This window comes from Pedobacter mendelii (assembly GCF_014635725.1).
Classification (GTDB): domain Bacteria; phylum Bacteroidota; class Bacteroidia; order Sphingobacteriales; family Sphingobacteriaceae; genus Pedobacter; species Pedobacter mendelii.
In genome coordinates this window covers 14,091-32,169 of the sequence record NZ_BMDJ01000005.1, presented here as the reverse complement: position 1 = coordinate 32,169, position 18,079 = coordinate 14,091, and the positions used below count along the sequence as shown (strand labels likewise).

Sequence of the window (18,079 nt, the reverse complement as noted above, 5' to 3'; positions counted from 1 at the left end):
AGCCTACACATAGACGAACTTATTTATTTAAGCTACGAGGCAAAATATTATATATTTTTTTAAATGCAGCAGTAAAATGCTGCGCATTTTTATAACCAACTAAAAATGCAACTTCATTTACTGTTTTCTTATCTCTTGATAGATAGTAATGTGCCTTCTCCATCCTTATTTTATAAAGATATCCAAAAACTGTGTTACCAGTTATTTCTTTAAAACCTTTTTTAAGTTTGTAATCGTTTATTCCTGCTTTTCTAGATAGATTTATTAATGAATAAGGCATTTGAATATTATCTTCGACAAGCTTTTTTGCAAATAATATTTTATCAATATCATCTTTCTTCAATGAAAGCAAAGGTTTATAATTTACTTTATTAATGTAGAAAGTTAATAAAGCGTAGACTTTAGCTTGTATTGAAATTTTCGCTGTTCGTTTATGATTTTTTTGAGTTATTAGTGAATTCAAAATTAAGGTTATTTCAGAATCAGTTTCAGAAGATTCAAAGGCTGATAAATCATTACCAAAATTTCCTCCTGTAAGCTTTTTATAGTGTTCTTGCGTTAATTGGATATGAATATATTCTATCTTACTATTAAAACTGATCACTAGGTTTTTAAAATCATTTAATTTAATAATTTGCTGATTTTTGTTTAAAACAATACTTTCTATTTTTGAACTATTTTCGCAGTTAATAGTGCCTTCTAAACAATATAGAAACGAAACAGTAATACTGGAATAATGTATAAGAATCTGTTCTGGCTTTTTAGTATTAATTTTAATATGACTAATGTGTATGCCCTCAAACCATCTCTCTTTTAAAAAAATTTTGTAACCCTTATTTTCAATTTCTTGTTCGTGTTCATCAAAATCTGCTCTTGTTTTAAAATTTAGAGGATAACGTTTCGAAAAGATCACTTTTCCTTCTAAATAATCGGATATTTTAATTTTCATTTTATGGCGTTGAAATTTTTCAGAATCGAATTTTAACAAAATTTATTTTATTTAGAATCTTTCTTAATAATCCGTTTGGCGTTATATATTATCCGTTTGACGTTATCTGCCTAGCTTGATTATGCACAAATTTGCATAATTATTTATAATTAGTCTAAATAAATGAAAATATATTTATTATTTGCTTTATTATTATATGGATTTTGTGCTTTTAGCCAGCAATTAAAAAGCGATACAGCTAAAGTTTTAAAAGAGGTTGTAATTACAGGTCAGTTTGGACCTCAAACTTTAAAAAACTCCGTTTACAATATTAGAACAATAAGTGCCGAAAGGATAAAATTAAGGGCGGCAACGAACGTTCAACAAGTACTCAATACCGAGCTGGGGTTCCGCTTTAGCAATGATTTAACTTTAGGAACATCAGATGTCCAATTAATGGGGATGACGGGCAGAAATATCAAGATCCTGTTAGATGGTATTCCGATGGTTGATAGATCGGATACAAGAGAGAGTTTAAATCAAATAGATATTAATACAGTTGATAGAATAGAAATTGTAGAAGGCCCAATGTCTGTCGTTTACGGAACAGATGCATTAGCTGGGGTTATAAATATCATCACGAAAAACAGCGGAAAATCATTATTAAATATATCTGTAAGATTACAAGAGGAAACTGTAAGCAATGAATACAATGCTTTCAGCGGAAGTGGCAGTCATAACCAAAACATAAGCGGTAGCTGGCAAAATAAAGGCTGGAGTGCATTAGCAGGATTTACACATAATGAATTTGGTGGTTGGAATTTAGCTTCAAAAACAGCTACAAGTGCTGAAGTTGATGCGGATAGTAATCGTTGGAAACCTAAAGAGCAGTGGTTAGGAAATACAAAAATTGGTTATAGAAATGAGAATTTTAATATCTGGTATCGGTTAGATGGCTTGAATGAAACGATAGACAGCCGTGGTGGTATGAACCCTAATAACTATAAAGCAAAATTTCAAACTTATACAACAAATCGTTACACCCAACAATTACAATCAGAATGGCAGTTATTTCAAAACCTTCAGCTTACAGCTATTGCAGGGTTTACAAATCTCGAAAGAGCAACCAAATCTGTTATTCATGATTTTACTAATGGAAGTGAAGAACTTACTGCAGCCGCAGGTGAACAAGATGTAGCTAAATTTAATTTTTCAATTTTCCGAGCTACAGCAATATATAAAATAAACGACCTACTTACTTTGCAACCAGGTTTAGAATTTAATCGTGATGCTGCAAGTGGTGCAAGAATTAATGGTTCACCCGCAATAAATGATTATGCATTTTTCATTTCAGGTGAATTTAAACCAACAGAAGGTATAAATATCCGACCAGGATTTAGGTTTATAAAAAACTCTATTTATGATGCTCCCCCAGTAATTCCATCATTAAATACAAAATTTACTTTAACAAAAACCCTTGATTTTAGATTAGCTTATGCGAGAGGTTTCCGTGCGCCTGCCCTACGCGAATTATATTATGATTTTTTTGATGCGAGCCATTCGATAATGGGAAATCCAAATCTTAAAGCCGAAGAATCTAATAGCTTTAATGGTTCATTTGGATGGTCTGGTGTTCAGATAAACGATTTTCAATTCCGCTCCACATTGGCAGGGTTTTATAATTTGTTTAAAAATAGAATTGATTACGGTATTGATGCAACAAATCCAACAGTTACTACATTAATAAATATTTCTAAGTTTAAAACAACAGGTGGTACTTTAGATAATACATTACTCTATAAAAATTTTCAGGCTAATGTTGGTTTCTCATACATAGGCCGATACAATGAATTATTGGAATCCAATGCATCTTTCGAAATTCCAGAGTTTGTTTGGAGTGCAGAAGTTTCTTCAAACCTGACTTACAATTTCCCTAAAATAAATGGCAGTATAAGCTTATTCTATAAATACTCAGGTAGCAGACCAAGCTACCAACTAATTGTTTTAAATGGTTTTCAAACAGCAACACTAGTCAAAATTGGTGGATTTAACCTAGCAGACTTAATGCTGAACAAAAATATATATAAGTATTTGACCATAAATGCTGGTATAAAAAATCTTTTAAACGTAACACAATTATCCAATACATCTACTGCAAGCGGAGGCGCACATAGCACTGATGGTACTTCGGTGCCGAACAGCTATGGTAGGTCTTATATACTGGGATTAATCTTTAACTGGAACAAAAATTAAATCAGAAATATAATAAACATTAAAAATTGAAACATGAATAAATTTAACTCAATTATTGCAATCGCTTTGCTAGCGATTACTTTTACTTCTTGTAAAAAAGACAATGAAGAACCTATCGTAGTTGCACCACCTTCTGATGGAAGCACATTAACATTAAATGGTTTAATTGCTGCTGAGGCAGGAAGCGCAGCAGGGAACAGTGTTTTTGTAGATTTTAGTACTGATAAACAGACATCAGTAGCAAGAGCATCTTGGGATTTGGGTTTTTACGGTGGTTCTGACTTCAGAGTTATTTTAAACAACACAACAGCTGCAGGTGCAAAAGTTATTACCACAACAAACGCAAGCTTGGCCACCGTTGGCGAAGCCGATACTTTAGGCTTAACATTAGCCGTTAGCCAGGCTTCTCCAGCTAATACAGATTTTGCATATTTTGATGCAATAAGTGGCAATTTATCAAATACAGTAATTCCAACTGTATCAGCAACAGCAGCAGATAATAAAATTATTATTTTAAATCGTGGCACGGGTGGCAGTATTTCAGCAAAATCATGGATTAAACTAAAAGTAACGAGAAATACCTCTGGTGGTTACACTTTACAATATGGTAAAATAAAAGAAACAACTAACTTCACCACCGTAGATGTTCCAAAAGATGGAAACTTTAACTTTAAATTTGTTTCATTAACCAACGGAGCAATTGTTAGTGCGGAACCAGAAAATTCAAATTGGGATATAACCTGGACCTACTCTGTTTACCAAACAACATTTAATGGTGTAATAGTTCCCTACAATTTTTCAGATTTAGTCTTCTTGAATTCATTAAATGGTGTAACTGCAGGAGTAGTTGCAACAAGTACAGTAAGCTATGCTGATTTTAAAGAGGCAAATATAAGTGCTGTAACTTTTAAAACAAACAGAGATGCTATTGGATCATCATGGAGAAGCACATCTCCGGCAACGGGAGTTAAAACGGATTCCTTTTACGTAATTAAAGATGGTGCAGGAAATTATTATAAGTTAAAATTTATTTCAATGGGTGCTGGTGATTCTGGTACACGTGGTAAACCAGTTATTGAGTATAAATTGATTAAAAAAGGAGCATAATCAATTCTTCTTAAAGTTATGTTTTGTTAGTTGGATAATGGCCTACCGCGATGGTGGGCCTTGTCTTTTGTATCTGGTTTCGCTTAGGTAATTATATCAATTAATATTGTATAACTATAATTGAACATTCTTAAACGCAAAAAGGTCCCAATTAAAATCGGGACCTTTTCGTTCTTACTCGCGAAATATTATTTGCCAGAGTTTTTCTTGTCAGTTACTTCTGCACGGATTTCTTGTGCTAAAACTTTAAGATCTTGCATTGCTTTACGCACACGAGTACCAGCAGCTGCATTGCCAGCATTATAAAATTTTTCTACATCTGCTTCAATCGCAGCAACAGCAGCTTTAACTTTTGAGAATTTTTCCATCGCTAATTGATGTTTTTAAGGTTTAAAAAATTTATTTTTTCAATAATACATATTTACACTGAATTAACAACAGAAAGCAAATATTTATTTGAAAGAAGTTTTGCACATTTTAAATGCATGAACATGCCTCTGGAAGTCTTTTAGAAGTATTATTTAAAGTTTAAAGATGAAATAACGGGTTATGAGTTTAACTGTTTAGACAATTTTATCAGGTTACCAAAAGTCAAATTCGCACTTCTAACGCAATTACCAAAATCAGCTTCTGTAACCTGCTGATTTAAGATTTGAACAAAACTTTTCCATTTAGAAATGATTTCTTCGGCATAAACACCATAATAGTTTAAGCCATCATCGTTATTTTTAAAATTAGGATTTGCAAGAATATGCTTTTTTATCACGTTTCCACCCAATGTGGCTCCTTCCAGCACATATAAAGCACCAAGAACTGCTGCATTACTTTTTTCTGGCACAAATAGTTTAAAATCTAATTCTGGTAAAGTTAAGGGGTCGATTTTCCAATATGCCAAATCTTTATCTAAAGCTGAAAGTTTAAATCTTGATTTCAACTCTAATTTTTCTGCAATATCGTCATCTAACATATTAGCTAATTTATGCTCAAGCCTTTGGTGCATTATATAATTGATGGATAGCAGTTTTTTATAATTCTCAATGCTTAAAGATTTGTTCATAATCTCATTAACAAACATTAGGGCCTCGAGTTCTTTATGGCTTTCAGCAGTTTCGGCTCTTAATATATTGGCAATCATTATTATGGTATTTTAAAATTAGAAATGATATTAAAACAAAAAATTCGGATTTAATGACCCGAATCTTTTATATTATATAAAATTAGTTTAACCTTAAATGCTGGTTAAACCAAAAATCATGTACAGAATGTAAGCATTTTACAAGATTATCATAACCATCTGGTTTTGTGAGATAAGCATTTGCCCCAAACTCTATTGATGCCTGTACATCTTCAGGATCATCTGATGTAGAAAACAAAATTACTGGAACTGATTTCAAGTAAGGAATATCTCTTATAATTTTTAATAAATCTAAACCAGATAAACCGGGAAGGTTTAAATCTAACAATATAAGTTTTGGCTTAGTTTTACTTTCGGCAAAATTCTGCAAACTATGTAAAGCTTCAGTTCCGTCCTCAACAATTGTTAAGTTAATAGTATCCTTTAACTCTTGTACGGCAGTTTGCATAAAAAATGCATAATCTACATCATCTTCAACATAGAATATATCCGGTGTTTTCATTTTATCTGTTTTTAAAAGCTACGTAAAAAATAGAACCTGCATTCAATTTGCTTTCAAACCAAACCCTTCCATTATGTCTTTCAACAATTCGTTTTACAATTGCTAAACCTACTCCTGTCCCATCAATGTCTTTAACATTATCCATGCGCTTAAATAGCTCAAAAACTCTGTCATAATACCGATTATCAATTCCTATACCATTATCACTTACAGCATAAATTGTTTCTTCCCCGTTGGTATACGAAGAAATCTCTATTTTGGGTTTATCTTCCATAGAAGAATATTTAACAGCATTACTTATTAGGTTAGTAAAAACTTGAGCAATCATAGTTTTATCTCCTTTTAAGCTTAATAACTGACCTAAAATCAGTTCGATATTGTCTGCTTTAAAAGCCGTCCAAATTTCTGCATTTATATCCTTTAATAAGGATGACATATTAACTGTTTCAAAAGTTAATTCAGAACGACCAACTCTAGCCAAATTTAAAATCTCCCTAATCAGAAAATTCATTTTATTAGCACTAGATATAATTCTTTCCAACATCTTATTTCCATTGCCATCAATACTTTTATTTTTAAGCAGTAATTCGGCATAGGTTTTAATAGATGTAAGTGGCGTTTTTAAATCATGAGAAATTGTATAACTAAATGTATCTAGTTCTTCGTATGCTGCTTGCAATTTTTCATTTAGCAGCCTAATCTCATTTGCTTTTTTATTTATAAAAGTTACGATAATTTCACGAATGCGCAGTACAGAAGTGATTTCTTCAGGAAACCATTTTTCGGAAGTATTACTTATAATCTGTGCCCAAATTTCGAACGATTTTCTTGGAGAAAGACTGGCCGATCCTTGATCAAAAATTACAGATTTATCAGCATTTCCGGCCCAGTTTACGGTTGTAAGTTGTTCTGGCTTAAACCATATAATAATTTCATCAGGATCCTTACTTATAGAGCAAGCTAATATACCCGAAGCTATGCTTTTGTACTTTTTAGCCGGAAGAAATATTTCTGATAATCTATGTGTGTAGTATATAGATTCATCACTATTTATCTTAAGCCACGCTACAAGTTCCAAAATATCTGTCTCAACAGGAACATTACCGATGGTTTTTAAAACATTCTCAAAAATTATAGCAACCCCTGTACCTTTTGTAACATCTAAAAGTGTCCGCTTATGACCGGTTAGTGCTTCAACTAAATATTTATCACGATTTAAATGAGTAGTTATTATTGTGGCCGTATCTTTAAATTGCTCAACAACTTCCGAATCTTCTTCTTCTTGGCGATATTCTAACGCAGATGAAAGAATTTGACCTATCAATTTAGAACCCTCGCGAGCTTTATAATCAATAAATTTTGAACTATAGTTATGACAGGCAATAAGTCCCCACAATTCATTATTCACGATTAATGAAATACTAAAACTTGAATAGACCCCCATGTTTTTTAAATACTGTATATGTATTGGGGAAACAGCTCTCAAACTTCCATTTGTTAAATCTAATGGAGCGTATTCTTTAAAAGTTATAATTGGAGAGTCTACTGTATTAACGTCAGCAATTAGCCGGGTTAAATTTAATTTATACAATTCTCTTGCTTGCTTTGGAATATCTGATGCGGGATAATGTAAGCCAAAAAAAGATGCTAAATCAGATTCTTTTTCCTCAGCGACAACTTCCCCATGCCCATCATCCAAAAATTTGTAAATCATAATCCTATCGTAACCGATAAGTTTTTTTACTTCTACAACTGCTCCTTTAAGTAAATCGGAAACACTTTTACCTTTAAGAATAGATGAAGCAGACCTACCTATTAAACTTTGAATGTCGTATTGTAAGGTAACAGGTTCAAATTCGAGCAACCAATCATTTTCTGATGGTGAGATAATTAAGTAAAATGGATTTTCATTTATCACTAGCGGATAAGGTGTAATTGAATCAAATGTTTTCTTAATTACACCTAGTTTTAAAAGGTCTTCAATTTTAAATTCAGCTTCTTGCTGTTTAATAAAACTATTTAATGACGTCAATGGCTTCTCTAAGAAATTTTTAGCAGGCGCTTTTAAAAATAAAGATGCATTATCGCTGATATAAGAAATATTTAAATCTGACTTATTAACAGCAATTAAAAGCCCATGAGATTGTATTTTCCCGGGAATATGTATTGGCTCTTTATCGCAATTTGTTAGGTCAACGGAAAATTTATTCATAAGTAAATTAAGTATTGCAAAAATATCAGATTTTAAAAGCTTTTTAGAAAAGTTCTAATTTATTTAATTCCTTATTCTGATTTATTTTTTATTATATATTTGTTTAAAATTTTAAATTCATCCAGTTGGCAATAAAAAAAATTTTGGTTATTGAAGATAACCACGCAATTTTAGATGTTATTACTTTAATTTTGGAAAGCGAAGCTTTCGACGTAGCCGGATTAAACAAAGGTGCTGATTTTATTAATCACGTTCAAGAATTCCAACCCGATGTTATTATAATGGATATTATGCTGCCTGATATAGATGGCCGTATCCTGCTTAAAGAAATTAAAGAAAAAAGCACGACAAAGCATATCCCTGTGTTAATGATTTCTGCAAGATATAATTCGTCTAATTATATGCTAGATGATGTTTCTGCTGATGATTTTATGGCTAAACCATTTAATATCGATGAATTGATGGACAAAATTTACGCTTTATTAAAAAAATCATTAAATTAACTTGTTGTTCTTTTCTACCCTTGAGACAATTATGTCATCGCCAACAGCAAATGGCTTAAGCAATAAAATTAATACTCTATTTGCAAAATTTTGAAATGTGCCTGATAGTGGATTAACATTTTTTCTATCCATGCCATTCTATAACCATTTGCTGATAAGTTTTATTAACCATAGGCCAAAAAACTACAATAAAAACCCAAATGCAATTGACGACCCTTTTATTAATACCTAATCGGCCAATTTATTGTAAATATTGCTGCCCTAACATCAAAAATATTATCTGGTAACCCCATTATTTCTGTAACCATTTTTTTAATGTGAATTTAGAAAAAGATGCTTGAAAATTAAGTAACTTCTAAAAAGTTGTGAACGTTTAAAAACACTATCTAATTGATAATGTTATAGTACCATTGTTCACCTAAAAAATTAATCAATGAAAACGAATTTATTAAAATTCTCTGCAGCATTATGCATGTTAGCGATAAGCATCTCTGCATGTAATAGCAATACGAAGTCGTCAGCAAATTCGGATTCTTTAACAATAGACTCTTCTGCAACAACTTCGATAAAGCCTGCAGGTCCTGCACCAGAATGGGGTAAAACCATTAAGCCTGAGATGCAAGCAGTTATAGAAAAATTAATAAGCTACGGAGATAAGCCACTTGAAACGTTAAGTGCAGCAGATGCCCGTAAAAACCATACCCCAACTGATGCAGTGATGGATTTAGTTAAAGAGAATAAAATTACTATTCCAGCATCAAAGGTTGATACTATGGGTAAAGATATTGACGTAACAGGAGGAAAAATCCATATACGAATTTATACTCCAAAATCGGGAAATGGTTCATATCCATTAATTGTTTATTACCATGGCGGCGGATTTGTCATCGCTAATCTTGATATTTACAATGCTTCTGCTCAAGGCTTGGCAGAGCAAGTTGGTGCGGTTATAGTTTCAGTTGCTTATCGTTTAGCTCCTGAAAACAAATTCCCTACAGCTCATAACGATGCTTTTGCAGCTTACGAATGGGCAATTAAAAATGCAGTAAGCTTAAAAGCAGACCCAGCTAAAATTGCTGTAGTTGGGGAAAGTGCTGGTGGAAATTTAGCCGCAAACGTTTCTATTATGGCAAGAGATAAAAATATTATGGTTCCAGTTCACCAGGTTTTAGTTTATCCAATAGTTCAGGCAAATATGGATACAGAATCTTACAAAATGTATGCTGATGCAAAACCATTAAATAAAGCGATGATGAGTTGGTTTACAGAAAAATATTTAACCACTATGATTGAAGCGCAAAATCCAAAAATATCTTTAGTTGATGCAAATTTAAAAGGCTTACCACCAACAACTATAATTACGGCTGAAATAGATCCACTTCATAATGATGGTGTAATACTTGCAAATAAGCTTTCTGATGCAGGTGTAAAAGTAAGTAGCAGAAACTATGAAGGTGTAACACATGAATTTTTTGGAATGGCTATTATAGTGCCTGAAGCCAAAGCTGCTCAAGCATACGCATCAGAGCAGTTAAAAGCAGCATTTAAATAATTACGAAAATTAATAAATTAAAAAAGGGGAAATATCAAAGCATTTCCCCTTCATTATTAAATTGTAACTAAGTCATTAAAATTAATAGCCAATTAAGCACCTTTTTTTGAGCCTAAACTTTGCATTAATTGGTCGTATAAATCATCGCTTGTTGCCTTTTGAGGCTTCATTTTCTTAACGGTTGCTCTTTTACCCTTTGACTTGGCTTTAATTATTTTTAACAGTTCATTGCTATATTCATCTTTAAAAGCACTCAAATCAAACTTTGAACTATACTGCTTAATTAGTGCCAAACCAACATCCATTTCCTTTTTTGTTATATTAATATCTTCAACTTTTGTAATTTCGGATAGGCTTCTTATCTCCTGCTGAAATCTTATCTTAGTTACCACAATTACACCATCCATAGGATGAATAACGCAAAGATTTTCGGAATTTCTCAACACAAATCTGGCTACGCCTGCTTTGCCCGATTTATCTAAAGCTTTTAGCAATAAGGCATATGCTTTTCTACCCTGCTTTTCGGGTTCTGTATAATAAGATGTTTCATAGAAAACAGGATTAATATCCTTAATATCAACAAAGTTTTCAAGTTCAATTATTTTAGTTTTTTCTGGAGCAGCTTCTTCAAAATCATGCTTATCTAAAATGATGTATTTATCTTTTAAAAAGTAGCCACGCACAATTTTCTCATAAGGTACTTCCTTATGACTGTTTTCGTTAACCCTTAAAAATTTAATTTTTGCATGATCGCGTTCATCAAGCATATCTAAATCCAAATTGCTGTTTTGAACACCTGAAAATAATTTGATAGGGATGTTTACCAAACCAAAACCTATTGAACCTTTCCATATTGATCGCATAATTATTATATTATATTAAACTTACTTATTAACAAGTCTTTAAATAATATTGTTTTACCTTTTAAAATGCGTAAATTGAAGGAATTACAAACTATTTAGGTAATTGTATGTTATTTAAGTATCTAATCCTTCGAAATACATATGAAAATCGCCTATATTTCTACTTACCCACCACGCGAATGTGGTTTAGCTACATTTAATCAAAATTTAGTTAATGCTTTAGGCTTAAATCCATCCTATAATGCAAGGAAAAGTTTCATTGTAGCTTTAAATGAATCAGATAATTTAGAAGAGCACAATTATCCCAAAGAAGTCAAATTTGTAATTCGACAACAAAATCAGCAAGATTATATTGAAGCTGCAAATTTTATAAATAATAGTGATATAGATACCTGCATTATTGAGCATGAATTTGGAATTTATGGGGGCAATAGTGGCGTTTTTTTGCTTTCATTACTTAACAGACTAAAAAAGCCTTTTGTTACAATTCTGCATACGGTTTTAAAAGATCCAAGCTTTATGCAACAAACCATCATAAAGGAGATTGCCTTCAAATCTTCTAAAATAGTGGTAATGAGTAAAAAAGCAGTTTTATTTTTAAATAGTATTTATCAAATCCCATCATCACAAATAAAATTAATCGAACATGGAGTACCCGATTTAGAGCCTATTCTCAATAATGAAATTTCGTTAAGCGATTTATTTAAAGGAAGAAAAGTGCTTTTCACATTCGGACTTATAAGTAGAAATAAGGGTCTTGAAACAATGATTAAAGCATTACCTGCAATAGTTTCTAAGCATCCGGATGTTTTATATGTGATACTAGGCAATACGCATCCTGGCGTAGTTAAGCATAACGGCGAAGAATATCGCGACAGCTTAAAGTCACTAGCAAAAGAACTTGGTGTAGAAAAAAATATAGCATTCGTAAATAAGTTTGTTTCAGAAGAAGAATTACACCAATATTTAACTGCATGTTATTTGTACATAACACCATATCTTAATGAAGCGCAAATTACTAGTGGAACATTATCTTACGCAGTTGGCGCAGGTGCAGCGGTTGTTTCAACACCATATTGGCACGCACAGGAATTACTTGCTGATAACAGAGGTAGATTATTTGATTTTAAAAACGACATACAATTAGCTTCAATTGTAAACGAACTTTTAAGTGATAAAAAGAAATATGCAGAGCTTAGAAGTAATGCTTACAAATACGGCTTAAAGTTAAGATGGCCTGCTATTGGAAATATCTATCTTAAAGTGCTTAATGAAGCACTTATTAATGGTGAAAAGCCAAAAAGAAACATGCCACCAATAATTGATGTTGATAATATGCCTGCGCTTAACTTAAATCACGTAGCACTTTTAACTGACGATACAGGAATTATTCAACATGCTAAATTTGGTATCCCAAATTTAAAGGAAGGTTATTGTATTGATGATAATGCCAGAGCGCTTATACTTTCGCTTTTAGCTTATGATCAGGATAAAAATCAAAAGGCATTACAATTAATGCCTATTTATTTAAGTTTTATCCAATACATGCAAACTGATGATGGCAACTTTAGAAATTTCTTAAGCTTTAATAGAAACTACTTGGATGAAATTGGTTCCGAAGATTCTTTTGGTCGTACAATATGGTCTTTAGGTTATTTAGTTTGTATAGCACCAAACAATTCATATCGTGAATTTGGAAGAGAATTATTTTCAAACTCGGTTAAACACTTTAAAAATTTGAAATATTTGCGTGCTATTGCAGACACCATTATCGGTATTTCATATTATCTGTGTGCCCACCCTGGTGATGAACTTTTGGTAAAAGAAATTAATAATTTATCAAAAACACTAATTGATTCTTACCATAAAAATAAAGATGAAAACTGGCATTGGTATGAAGATATTTTAACTTATGATAATGCAATTTTACCTTTAGCACTACTTAGTCATCACGAGGCTACAGGCAATGCAGAATCATATACGATAGCGATGGAGAGTATTGAATTTTTAAATGGTTTTTCTTTCGAAAATGGTTATCTAAATCCTGTTGGAAATGAAGGTTGGATGAAAAAACATGGCAAAAATCCAATTTACGATCAGCAAGCATTAGAGACAATGGCGATGGTATTATTATATTCCAAAACATTCGAAATTACGAAAGATGATAAGTATTTAAATTTGATGCAAATAAGTTACGAATGGTTTTTGGGCAGAAATAGTTTACATATTCCCTTATATGATTTTGAAACTCATGGCTGTGCAGATGGTTTACAGTTTAATAGCGTAAACAGAAATCAGGGTGCCGAAAGTACACTGGCCTATTTCATTTCGCATTTAACAGTTTTAAAAGCAGCCGAAATAGAATTCCAAACATTATCTTCTCCTTTGGTTGAGATAGATAAGTGCGTTTAGTTTTAATATGTATTACAAAAAGGATGCTGTCTCATAAATATGAAATGTCATCCTGAACCTGCCGAAGGATTTGCAAAACTGCCTTTTAGGGCGTTTAGACAAGCTAAATATAACAAGGTGCAAAGATAAATTGATTTATGAGACAACATCCTCTTTTTATAACGAAGATTTTTTAACCTTCGTTATTTTCTAATAATCTATTCAATAACAATTCTAAATTTACTGTTGCAAAAGATGAACTGTAATCAGATAATCCGTAAGGAATGATTAGTTCTCCATTACTTATAATTGAACCACAAGAGTATACAACATTGGGTACATAACCTTCCCGTTCATCATTATTAGGTATAATTAAAGGCTCTTTTAAATGGCCAATTTCCTTACCAGGATTTTCTAAATCTAATAAACTAACGCCAATACAATATCTCCTCATTGGCCCAACACCGTGTGTAATAACCAACCAACCTTTATCGGTTTCTATGGGCGAACCGCAATTACCTATTTGTACCAGATCCCAATCAAATCGGGGCTGCTTTAGCATAATTGGGTTTTCCCAAACATTAATTTTATCAGAATACATCAGGTAATTATTCCAACCATCAATACGACTCATCATTACGTATTTTCCTTTTATTTTTCGTGGAAATAAAGCAAGATTTTTATTCTGTGCACCATCACCATAAAGCGGAATTACTTTGAATTCATAAAAATCTTCAGTTTGTACAAGTTTAGGGATAATTAAAGAGCCATCAAAAGCTGTATAAGTTGCATAATACACAACTTTACCATCATCTTTTATAAATTTAACAAACCTTGCATCTTCGATACCTTTACGCTCAAATTCAGAAATAGGAAAAATAACACGGTCTGAAATATCAGTATCTTTAGAAAAGCTAATGGTATGATAAGTATCAGACAGCCAAAGTACCTTATCGTATTCAACCTGTCTCTGTGGATTTTCTTTGTGTAGGGTTTTAGAATCTTTAATTATGTTACTCAAGCTAGTATATTCAAACTTATCATCAAGTTTTGCTTCCATTTCTTCTAAAACAGATGCATTTATTTGCGCATAAGCAGCTTTCTTTAAAAACATCTTTTTTACGTAAATAGCGTTTTTTACAACTTCAGCCTCATCTACATAATTTCCAACTGGTAAAACCTGAATATTATTTTTTGAATCAATAAGTGCTCTTCTAAAAACAATAGAAGAAATATGCCCTTCTCCAACTGCTCTAAAACTAATTATTACACGTTTTTCACCTTCAACTAAATCACTTTGATCTGGATCTTCTATAATACTCGGATTAAAAAACGCAGCAGATTCTATAGAATATTCGTGTGTAAAGTAAGCACCAATCAATAACCTCAAGTAAGGATCCAGTTCATCAAAATCGACTCCTAAAGCAGTAAATTGCTTTTTTAATTTTTTACAGTGTCTATTTAGAATTTTTGTAATGTTTCTATGTCTCTTTGAATATTCTTGTAAAATGGGTGAGATTAAAGCGAATACTCTATCATCAGAAAATTGAAGTACTTTTCTTATTACCTCTAAAGCTCTTTCATCTCCGTTAAAAAAGAAACGGGCTATAACACGCTTAGTATCAGGATATACTTTTACATGTTTACGTTCTATGTATAATCTCATTATTTAATTGTTTTGGTAATTTTTACAACTGTTAATATTAACAATATCAGAAAGTAATATTAACTAAATTTAGCAGTTAATTGTTTAAATATTATTGTTTTAGAGCAGAAACTATTTACTAAATTTTTATTACAATTAAAATAAAACATGTAAAAAAACCTTGGCATTAGCAGACTTACCAATACATTTTGTGAAAATAAATTTTAAAATTAATCTAAGCAACTTCAGTTGTTATCAAATGTTCTAGTTTCATCTCTTCTAAAACAAATCTTTGAGGAATTTTACTTTTTTGCCTTGACCATTTTATTAACCTAATTAATCCGCTTTCAATTTCAATACCAGTAATATCACCGTCGTTAAAACAACAACAACCACTGTTAAAATAAGCCGATTTGTAATTTTTAAATTCTGGAGCTTTCTCTCCTTTTGACACAAGTTTATTTAATTCTGCTGTTAAAGAATTGACATCGGTTAAATTATTTTCTTTTTCGGCTTTTTCAATTTTAACATATAATCTTTCCAAATGCGTTAGCGATGCAAAAACAGGTTGATGAGTGTGCCCAGTAATTAAAGCCATGTTCTTTTGTTCAGATACCCAACTGTACATTAACGAATTATGTACAGTTTTTAGTTGATTATCATATGCAGGTGTATTTGGGTTAATTTTTAAATAAGCCTGTAAAGGTGCCCAAATTGTACTTACAAACCATTTGCTAAACCAGTTACCGTCACTCTGCAAATCGCCCTGATGGCCGTGGGTTAGAAATACATCAAATGGTTTATTGTTAAAATAGAAACGAAGAATTGCGCCTTCGTAAATACGAATAACCTTATCATAAATTCTTTTCAAATTAAATTGAGATAATGGGTCGTTATCCCAGTATAAATCATGATTGCCAAATATTTTTGTAAAAGCATTTCTATTAATGAATAATTTTTCAGCATCAAAGGTTTTTTTATTGTGCTTAATAACCGATTCCATTAGGTTTTCCCAAAGCTCTTCGCTGTCTCCTAAATTTATATATTTATAATTTTCGTTATTGTAGTAAGCTAATGCCTGCAAATAGTTTTTTTCTGCTAGGGCAAAATCATCTGAAAAATCTCTAGCTCCTTTATGCTGATCAGAAAAGATAATAAATTTATCATCAGGCTTAACTTCAAATATCTCTCCTCTTTTGCCTGGTTTTGTTATTATATTTTGATAAAGTTTGGTAAGCGAATCGTAAACCCTCTTACTATCCGGCCTTGAACTAAATTTATTCGAAATACTAATAACCCATGAACCAAGTAATTTTTGTAAAAGTTTTCGCATTATTTAATCCTAAATTATAATATCAACTTAACAAAAATTAAACGCAATGGTTTAAATCCGAATTTCATAATTAAAAATGTTTAGTTTATTTAGTTTATGGAAGAACTAAGCAAATAGCTTTTTTTAAATAAAAAAGGTCGCAACTTTTAAGCTGCGACCGATTTAAATTATTAGAACTAAAATACATTAGGCATAAGCAATCGCATCTCTTGATGCAAGTTTGGTTGTACCCATTAAGTATTCATCCACTTTACGGGCAGCTTCTCTACCTTCTGATATTGCCCAAACCACTAATGATTGTCCTCTGCGTACATCACCAGCTGCAAAAATTTTCGCAATATTAGTTTGGTATGTATGTTCAGGAGCTTTAACATTTCCTCTGTTATCTAACTCAACGCCTAACTTTTCAATTAAACCTTCCTTTTGTGGATGTAAGAAACCCATTGCCAATAAAACCAGCTCGCATGGTAAATCTCTTTCTGTTCCGGCAACTTCATTAAATTTTAATGGTCTTCCGTTTGTATCAATTTCCCATTCTACATCTACAACTTTTAAAGCTTTCAAATTGCCATTATCATCCGCAATAAAGTTTTTAGTATTTACTGACCATGCCCTTTGAGCACCTTCTTCATGCGATGAAGTGTTTTTAAGCAACATTGGGTAATTTGGCCAAGGCATGTTTTCATTACGAGTTTTAGGAGGCATTGGCATAATCTCAAATTGAGTTACAGATTTAGCACCATGACGATTAGATGTTCCAATACAATCAGAACCTGTATCCCCACCACCAATTACGATTACATTTTTATTCGTTGCAAAAATATCTTCTACCTCAAATTTTCTATCGGCAACACGTTTATTTTGCTGTTTAAGAAAATCCATTGCAAAGTGAACGCCTTTTGCTTCGCGTCCGGGAATTGATAAATCTCTTGGTATTGTAGAACCGCCCGCCAAAACAATTGCATTAAAATCCCTTAGTAAGGTACTTATCTCTACGTTATCGCCAACATTAGCATTACACTTAAATATGATACCTTCTTCCTTCATTAAATCGATACGGCGATCGATTATGTTTTTTTGAAGTTTAAAATCAGGAATACCATACCTTAATAAACCACCAGGTGCATCATCACGTTCGAAAATGGTAACTTCATGCCCAACCTTATTTAATTGAGCTGCTGCTGCTAATCCTGCCGGACCTGAACCAATAACAGCTACTTTTTTACCCGTTCTAATTAATGGCGCTTTTGCTTTTATATAACCTTTTTCGAAAGCGATTTCAATGATATGCTTTTCAATTTCCTCGATAGAAACAGGTGGTCGATTTATGCCTAATACACATGCAGACTCGCAAGGAGCAGGACAAATTCTACCTGTAAATTCGGGGAAATTATTTGTGCTTAGTAAAATATTGGCGGCCATTTCCCACTTAGCCTGATAAACTGCTTCGTTAAATTCTGGAATAACGTTACCCAAAGGGCAACCCGATTGGCAAAATGGAACCCCACAATCCATACAACGTGCTGCCTGTTTGTTTAATTCTTGAGCAGGTAATTCATTTAAAAATTCCCCATAATGTTTTACGCGTGTTGCAGCCTCCTCTCTGGTGGGCGCAACTCTATCGTATTCTTGAAATCCTGTTACTTTTCCCATGG

General features: G+C 32.2%; 14 protein-coding genes. 5 read left to right on the top strand and 9 right to left on the bottom strand.

The annotated features are described in order from the left end of the window. Positions 1–19 precede the first annotated feature (19 nt). Entirely contained in the window at positions 20–949 is a 930-nt protein-coding gene (locus IEV50_RS10125) for a helix-turn-helix transcriptional regulator (RefSeq protein ID WP_188413759.1), read from the bottom strand. 162 nt (positions 950–1,111) lie between these two features. On the opposite strand from IEV50_RS10125, the gene IEV50_RS10120 reads away from it, so the two are divergent. Both IEV50_RS10120 and IEV50_RS10115 read left to right on the top strand, forming a co-directional pair. Then, a complete protein-coding gene (locus IEV50_RS10120) occupies positions 1,112–3,181 on the top strand; it encodes a TonB-dependent receptor plug domain-containing protein (protein ID WP_188413757.1) in 2,070 nt (689 codons plus the stop codon). 33 nt (positions 3,182–3,214) lie between these two features. Beyond that, positions 3,215–4,288 (top strand): HmuY family protein, encoded by a 1,074-nt coding sequence (locus tag IEV50_RS10115; protein ID WP_188413755.1) that lies wholly within the window; start codon positions 3,215–3,217, stop codon positions 4,286–4,288. Between the two features lie 188 nt (positions 4,289–4,476). Here IEV50_RS10115 and IEV50_RS10110 read toward each other — a convergent pair whose 3' ends face one another. The 4 genes from IEV50_RS10110 to IEV50_RS10095 all read right to left on the bottom strand — a co-directional run bounded on the left by IEV50_RS10110 (position 4,477) and on the right by IEV50_RS10095 (position 8,137). Continuing rightward, complete coding sequence (locus IEV50_RS10110; protein ID WP_010602585.1) at positions 4,477–4,656, bottom strand: BF3379 family histone-like protein; 180 nt, start codon at positions 4,654–4,656, stop codon at positions 4,477–4,479. 179 nt (positions 4,657–4,835) lie between these two features. Next, on the bottom strand, positions 4,836–5,423 hold the full coding sequence (locus IEV50_RS10105; protein ID WP_188413752.1) for a biliverdin-producing heme oxygenase: 588 nt from the start codon (positions 5,421–5,423) through the stop codon (positions 4,836–4,838). An 82-nt stretch (positions 5,424–5,505) separates the two neighbouring features. Continuing rightward, the gene (locus IEV50_RS10100; RefSeq protein ID WP_188413750.1) at positions 5,506–5,925 is read right to left on the bottom strand and encodes a response regulator; all 420 of its coding nucleotides are present in this window, start codon (positions 5,923–5,925) and stop codon (positions 5,506–5,508) included. 1 nt (position 5,926) lies between these two features. Next, complete coding sequence (locus tag IEV50_RS10095; protein WP_188413748.1) at positions 5,927–8,137, bottom strand: ATP-binding protein; 2,211 nt, start codon at positions 8,135–8,137, stop codon at positions 5,927–5,929. A 125-nt stretch (positions 8,138–8,262) separates the two neighbouring features. On the opposite strand from IEV50_RS10095, the gene IEV50_RS10090 reads away from it, so the two are divergent. Together IEV50_RS10090 and IEV50_RS10085 are read left to right on the top strand one after the other, a co-directional pair. Beyond that, on the top strand, positions 8,263–8,640 hold the full coding sequence (locus tag IEV50_RS10090) for a response regulator transcription factor (RefSeq protein WP_188413741.1): 378 nt from the start codon (positions 8,263–8,265) through the stop codon (positions 8,638–8,640). Positions 8,641–9,073: 433 nt separating this feature from the next. Continuing rightward, positions 9,074–10,192 carry an alpha/beta hydrolase gene (locus tag IEV50_RS10085; protein WP_188413739.1) on the top strand — a complete coding sequence of 373 codons (1,119 nt, stop codon included), beginning with the start codon at positions 9,074–9,076 and terminating at the stop codon, positions 10,190–10,192. Between the two features lie 92 nt (positions 10,193–10,284). On the opposite strand, the gene ku is transcribed toward IEV50_RS10085, so the two are convergent. Continuing rightward, a complete protein-coding gene (ku, locus tag IEV50_RS10080; RefSeq protein ID WP_188413737.1) occupies positions 10,285–11,055 on the bottom strand; it encodes a non-homologous end joining protein Ku in 771 nt (256 codons plus the stop codon). 141 nt (positions 11,056–11,196) lie between these two features. Here ku and IEV50_RS10075 point away from each other — a divergent pair, with 141 nt between their 5' ends. Then, positions 11,197–13,467, top strand: coding sequence for a glycosyltransferase family 4 protein (locus IEV50_RS10075; protein WP_188413735.1), 2,271 nt, complete (start codon positions 11,197–11,199; stop codon positions 13,465–13,467). Positions 13,468–13,639: 172 nt separating this feature from the next. Here the strand turns inward: IEV50_RS10075 and IEV50_RS10070 are convergent, their stop codons facing one another. From IEV50_RS10070 to IEV50_RS10060, 3 genes are all read right to left on the bottom strand, one after another. Then, positions 13,640–15,112 carry a glycoside hydrolase family 130 protein gene (locus IEV50_RS10070; protein ID WP_188413733.1) on the bottom strand — a complete coding sequence of 491 codons (1,473 nt, stop codon included), beginning with the start codon at positions 15,110–15,112 and terminating at the stop codon, positions 13,640–13,642. A 214-nt stretch (positions 15,113–15,326) separates the two neighbouring features. Next, a complete protein-coding gene (locus IEV50_RS10065) occupies positions 15,327–16,424 on the bottom strand; it encodes a metallophosphoesterase (protein ID WP_188413731.1) in 1,098 nt (365 codons plus the stop codon). Between the two features lie 186 nt (positions 16,425–16,610). Then, complete coding sequence (locus IEV50_RS10060) at positions 16,611–18,077, bottom strand: glutamate synthase subunit beta (RefSeq protein WP_188413729.1); 1,467 nt, start codon at positions 18,075–18,077, stop codon at positions 16,611–16,613. Positions 18,078–18,079: the final 2 nt, after the last annotated feature.

What these genes read in the sequence shown, in the direction of transcription:
- IEV50_RS10070 (WP_188413733.1), bottom strand. Translation starts at nt 15,112, where the DNA reads ATGAGATTATACATAGAACGTAAACATGTAAAAGTATATCCTGATACT.
- IEV50_RS10095 (WP_188413748.1), bottom strand. Translation starts at nt 8,137, where the DNA reads ATGAATAAATTTTCCGTTGACCTAACAAATTGCGATAAAGAGCCAATA.
- IEV50_RS10060 (WP_188413729.1), bottom strand. Translation starts at nt 18,077, where the DNA reads ATGGGAAAAGTAACAGGATTTCAAGAATACGATAGAGTTGCGCCCACC.
- IEV50_RS10065 (WP_188413731.1), bottom strand. Translation starts at nt 16,424, where the DNA reads ATGCGAAAACTTTTACAAAAATTACTTGGTTCATGGGTTATTAGTATT.
- IEV50_RS10110 (WP_010602585.1), bottom strand. Translation starts at nt 4,656, where the DNA reads ATGGAAAAATTCTCAAAAGTTAAAGCTGCTGTTGCTGCGATTGAAGCA.
- IEV50_RS10105 (WP_188413752.1), bottom strand. Translation starts at nt 5,423, where the DNA reads ATGATTGCCAATATATTAAGAGCCGAAACTGCTGAAAGCCATAAAGAA.
- IEV50_RS10115 (WP_188413755.1), top strand. Translation starts at nt 3,215, where the DNA reads ATGAATAAATTTAACTCAATTATTGCAATCGCTTTGCTAGCGATTACT.
- IEV50_RS10075 (WP_188413735.1), top strand. Translation starts at nt 11,197, where the DNA reads ATGAAAATCGCCTATATTTCTACTTACCCACCACGCGAATGTGGTTTA.
- IEV50_RS10125 (WP_188413759.1), bottom strand. Translation starts at nt 949, where the DNA reads ATGAAAATTAAAATATCCGATTATTTAGAAGGAAAAGTGATCTTTTCG.
- IEV50_RS10085 (WP_188413739.1), top strand. Translation starts at nt 9,074, where the DNA reads ATGAAAACGAATTTATTAAAATTCTCTGCAGCATTATGCATGTTAGCG.
- ku (WP_188413737.1), bottom strand. Translation starts at nt 11,055, where the DNA reads ATGCGATCAATATGGAAAGGTTCAATAGGTTTTGGTTTGGTAAACATC.
- IEV50_RS10120 (WP_188413757.1), top strand. Translation starts at nt 1,112, where the DNA reads ATGAAAATATATTTATTATTTGCTTTATTATTATATGGATTTTGTGCT.
- IEV50_RS10100 (WP_188413750.1), bottom strand. Translation starts at nt 5,925, where the DNA reads ATGAAAACACCGGATATATTCTATGTTGAAGATGATGTAGATTATGCA.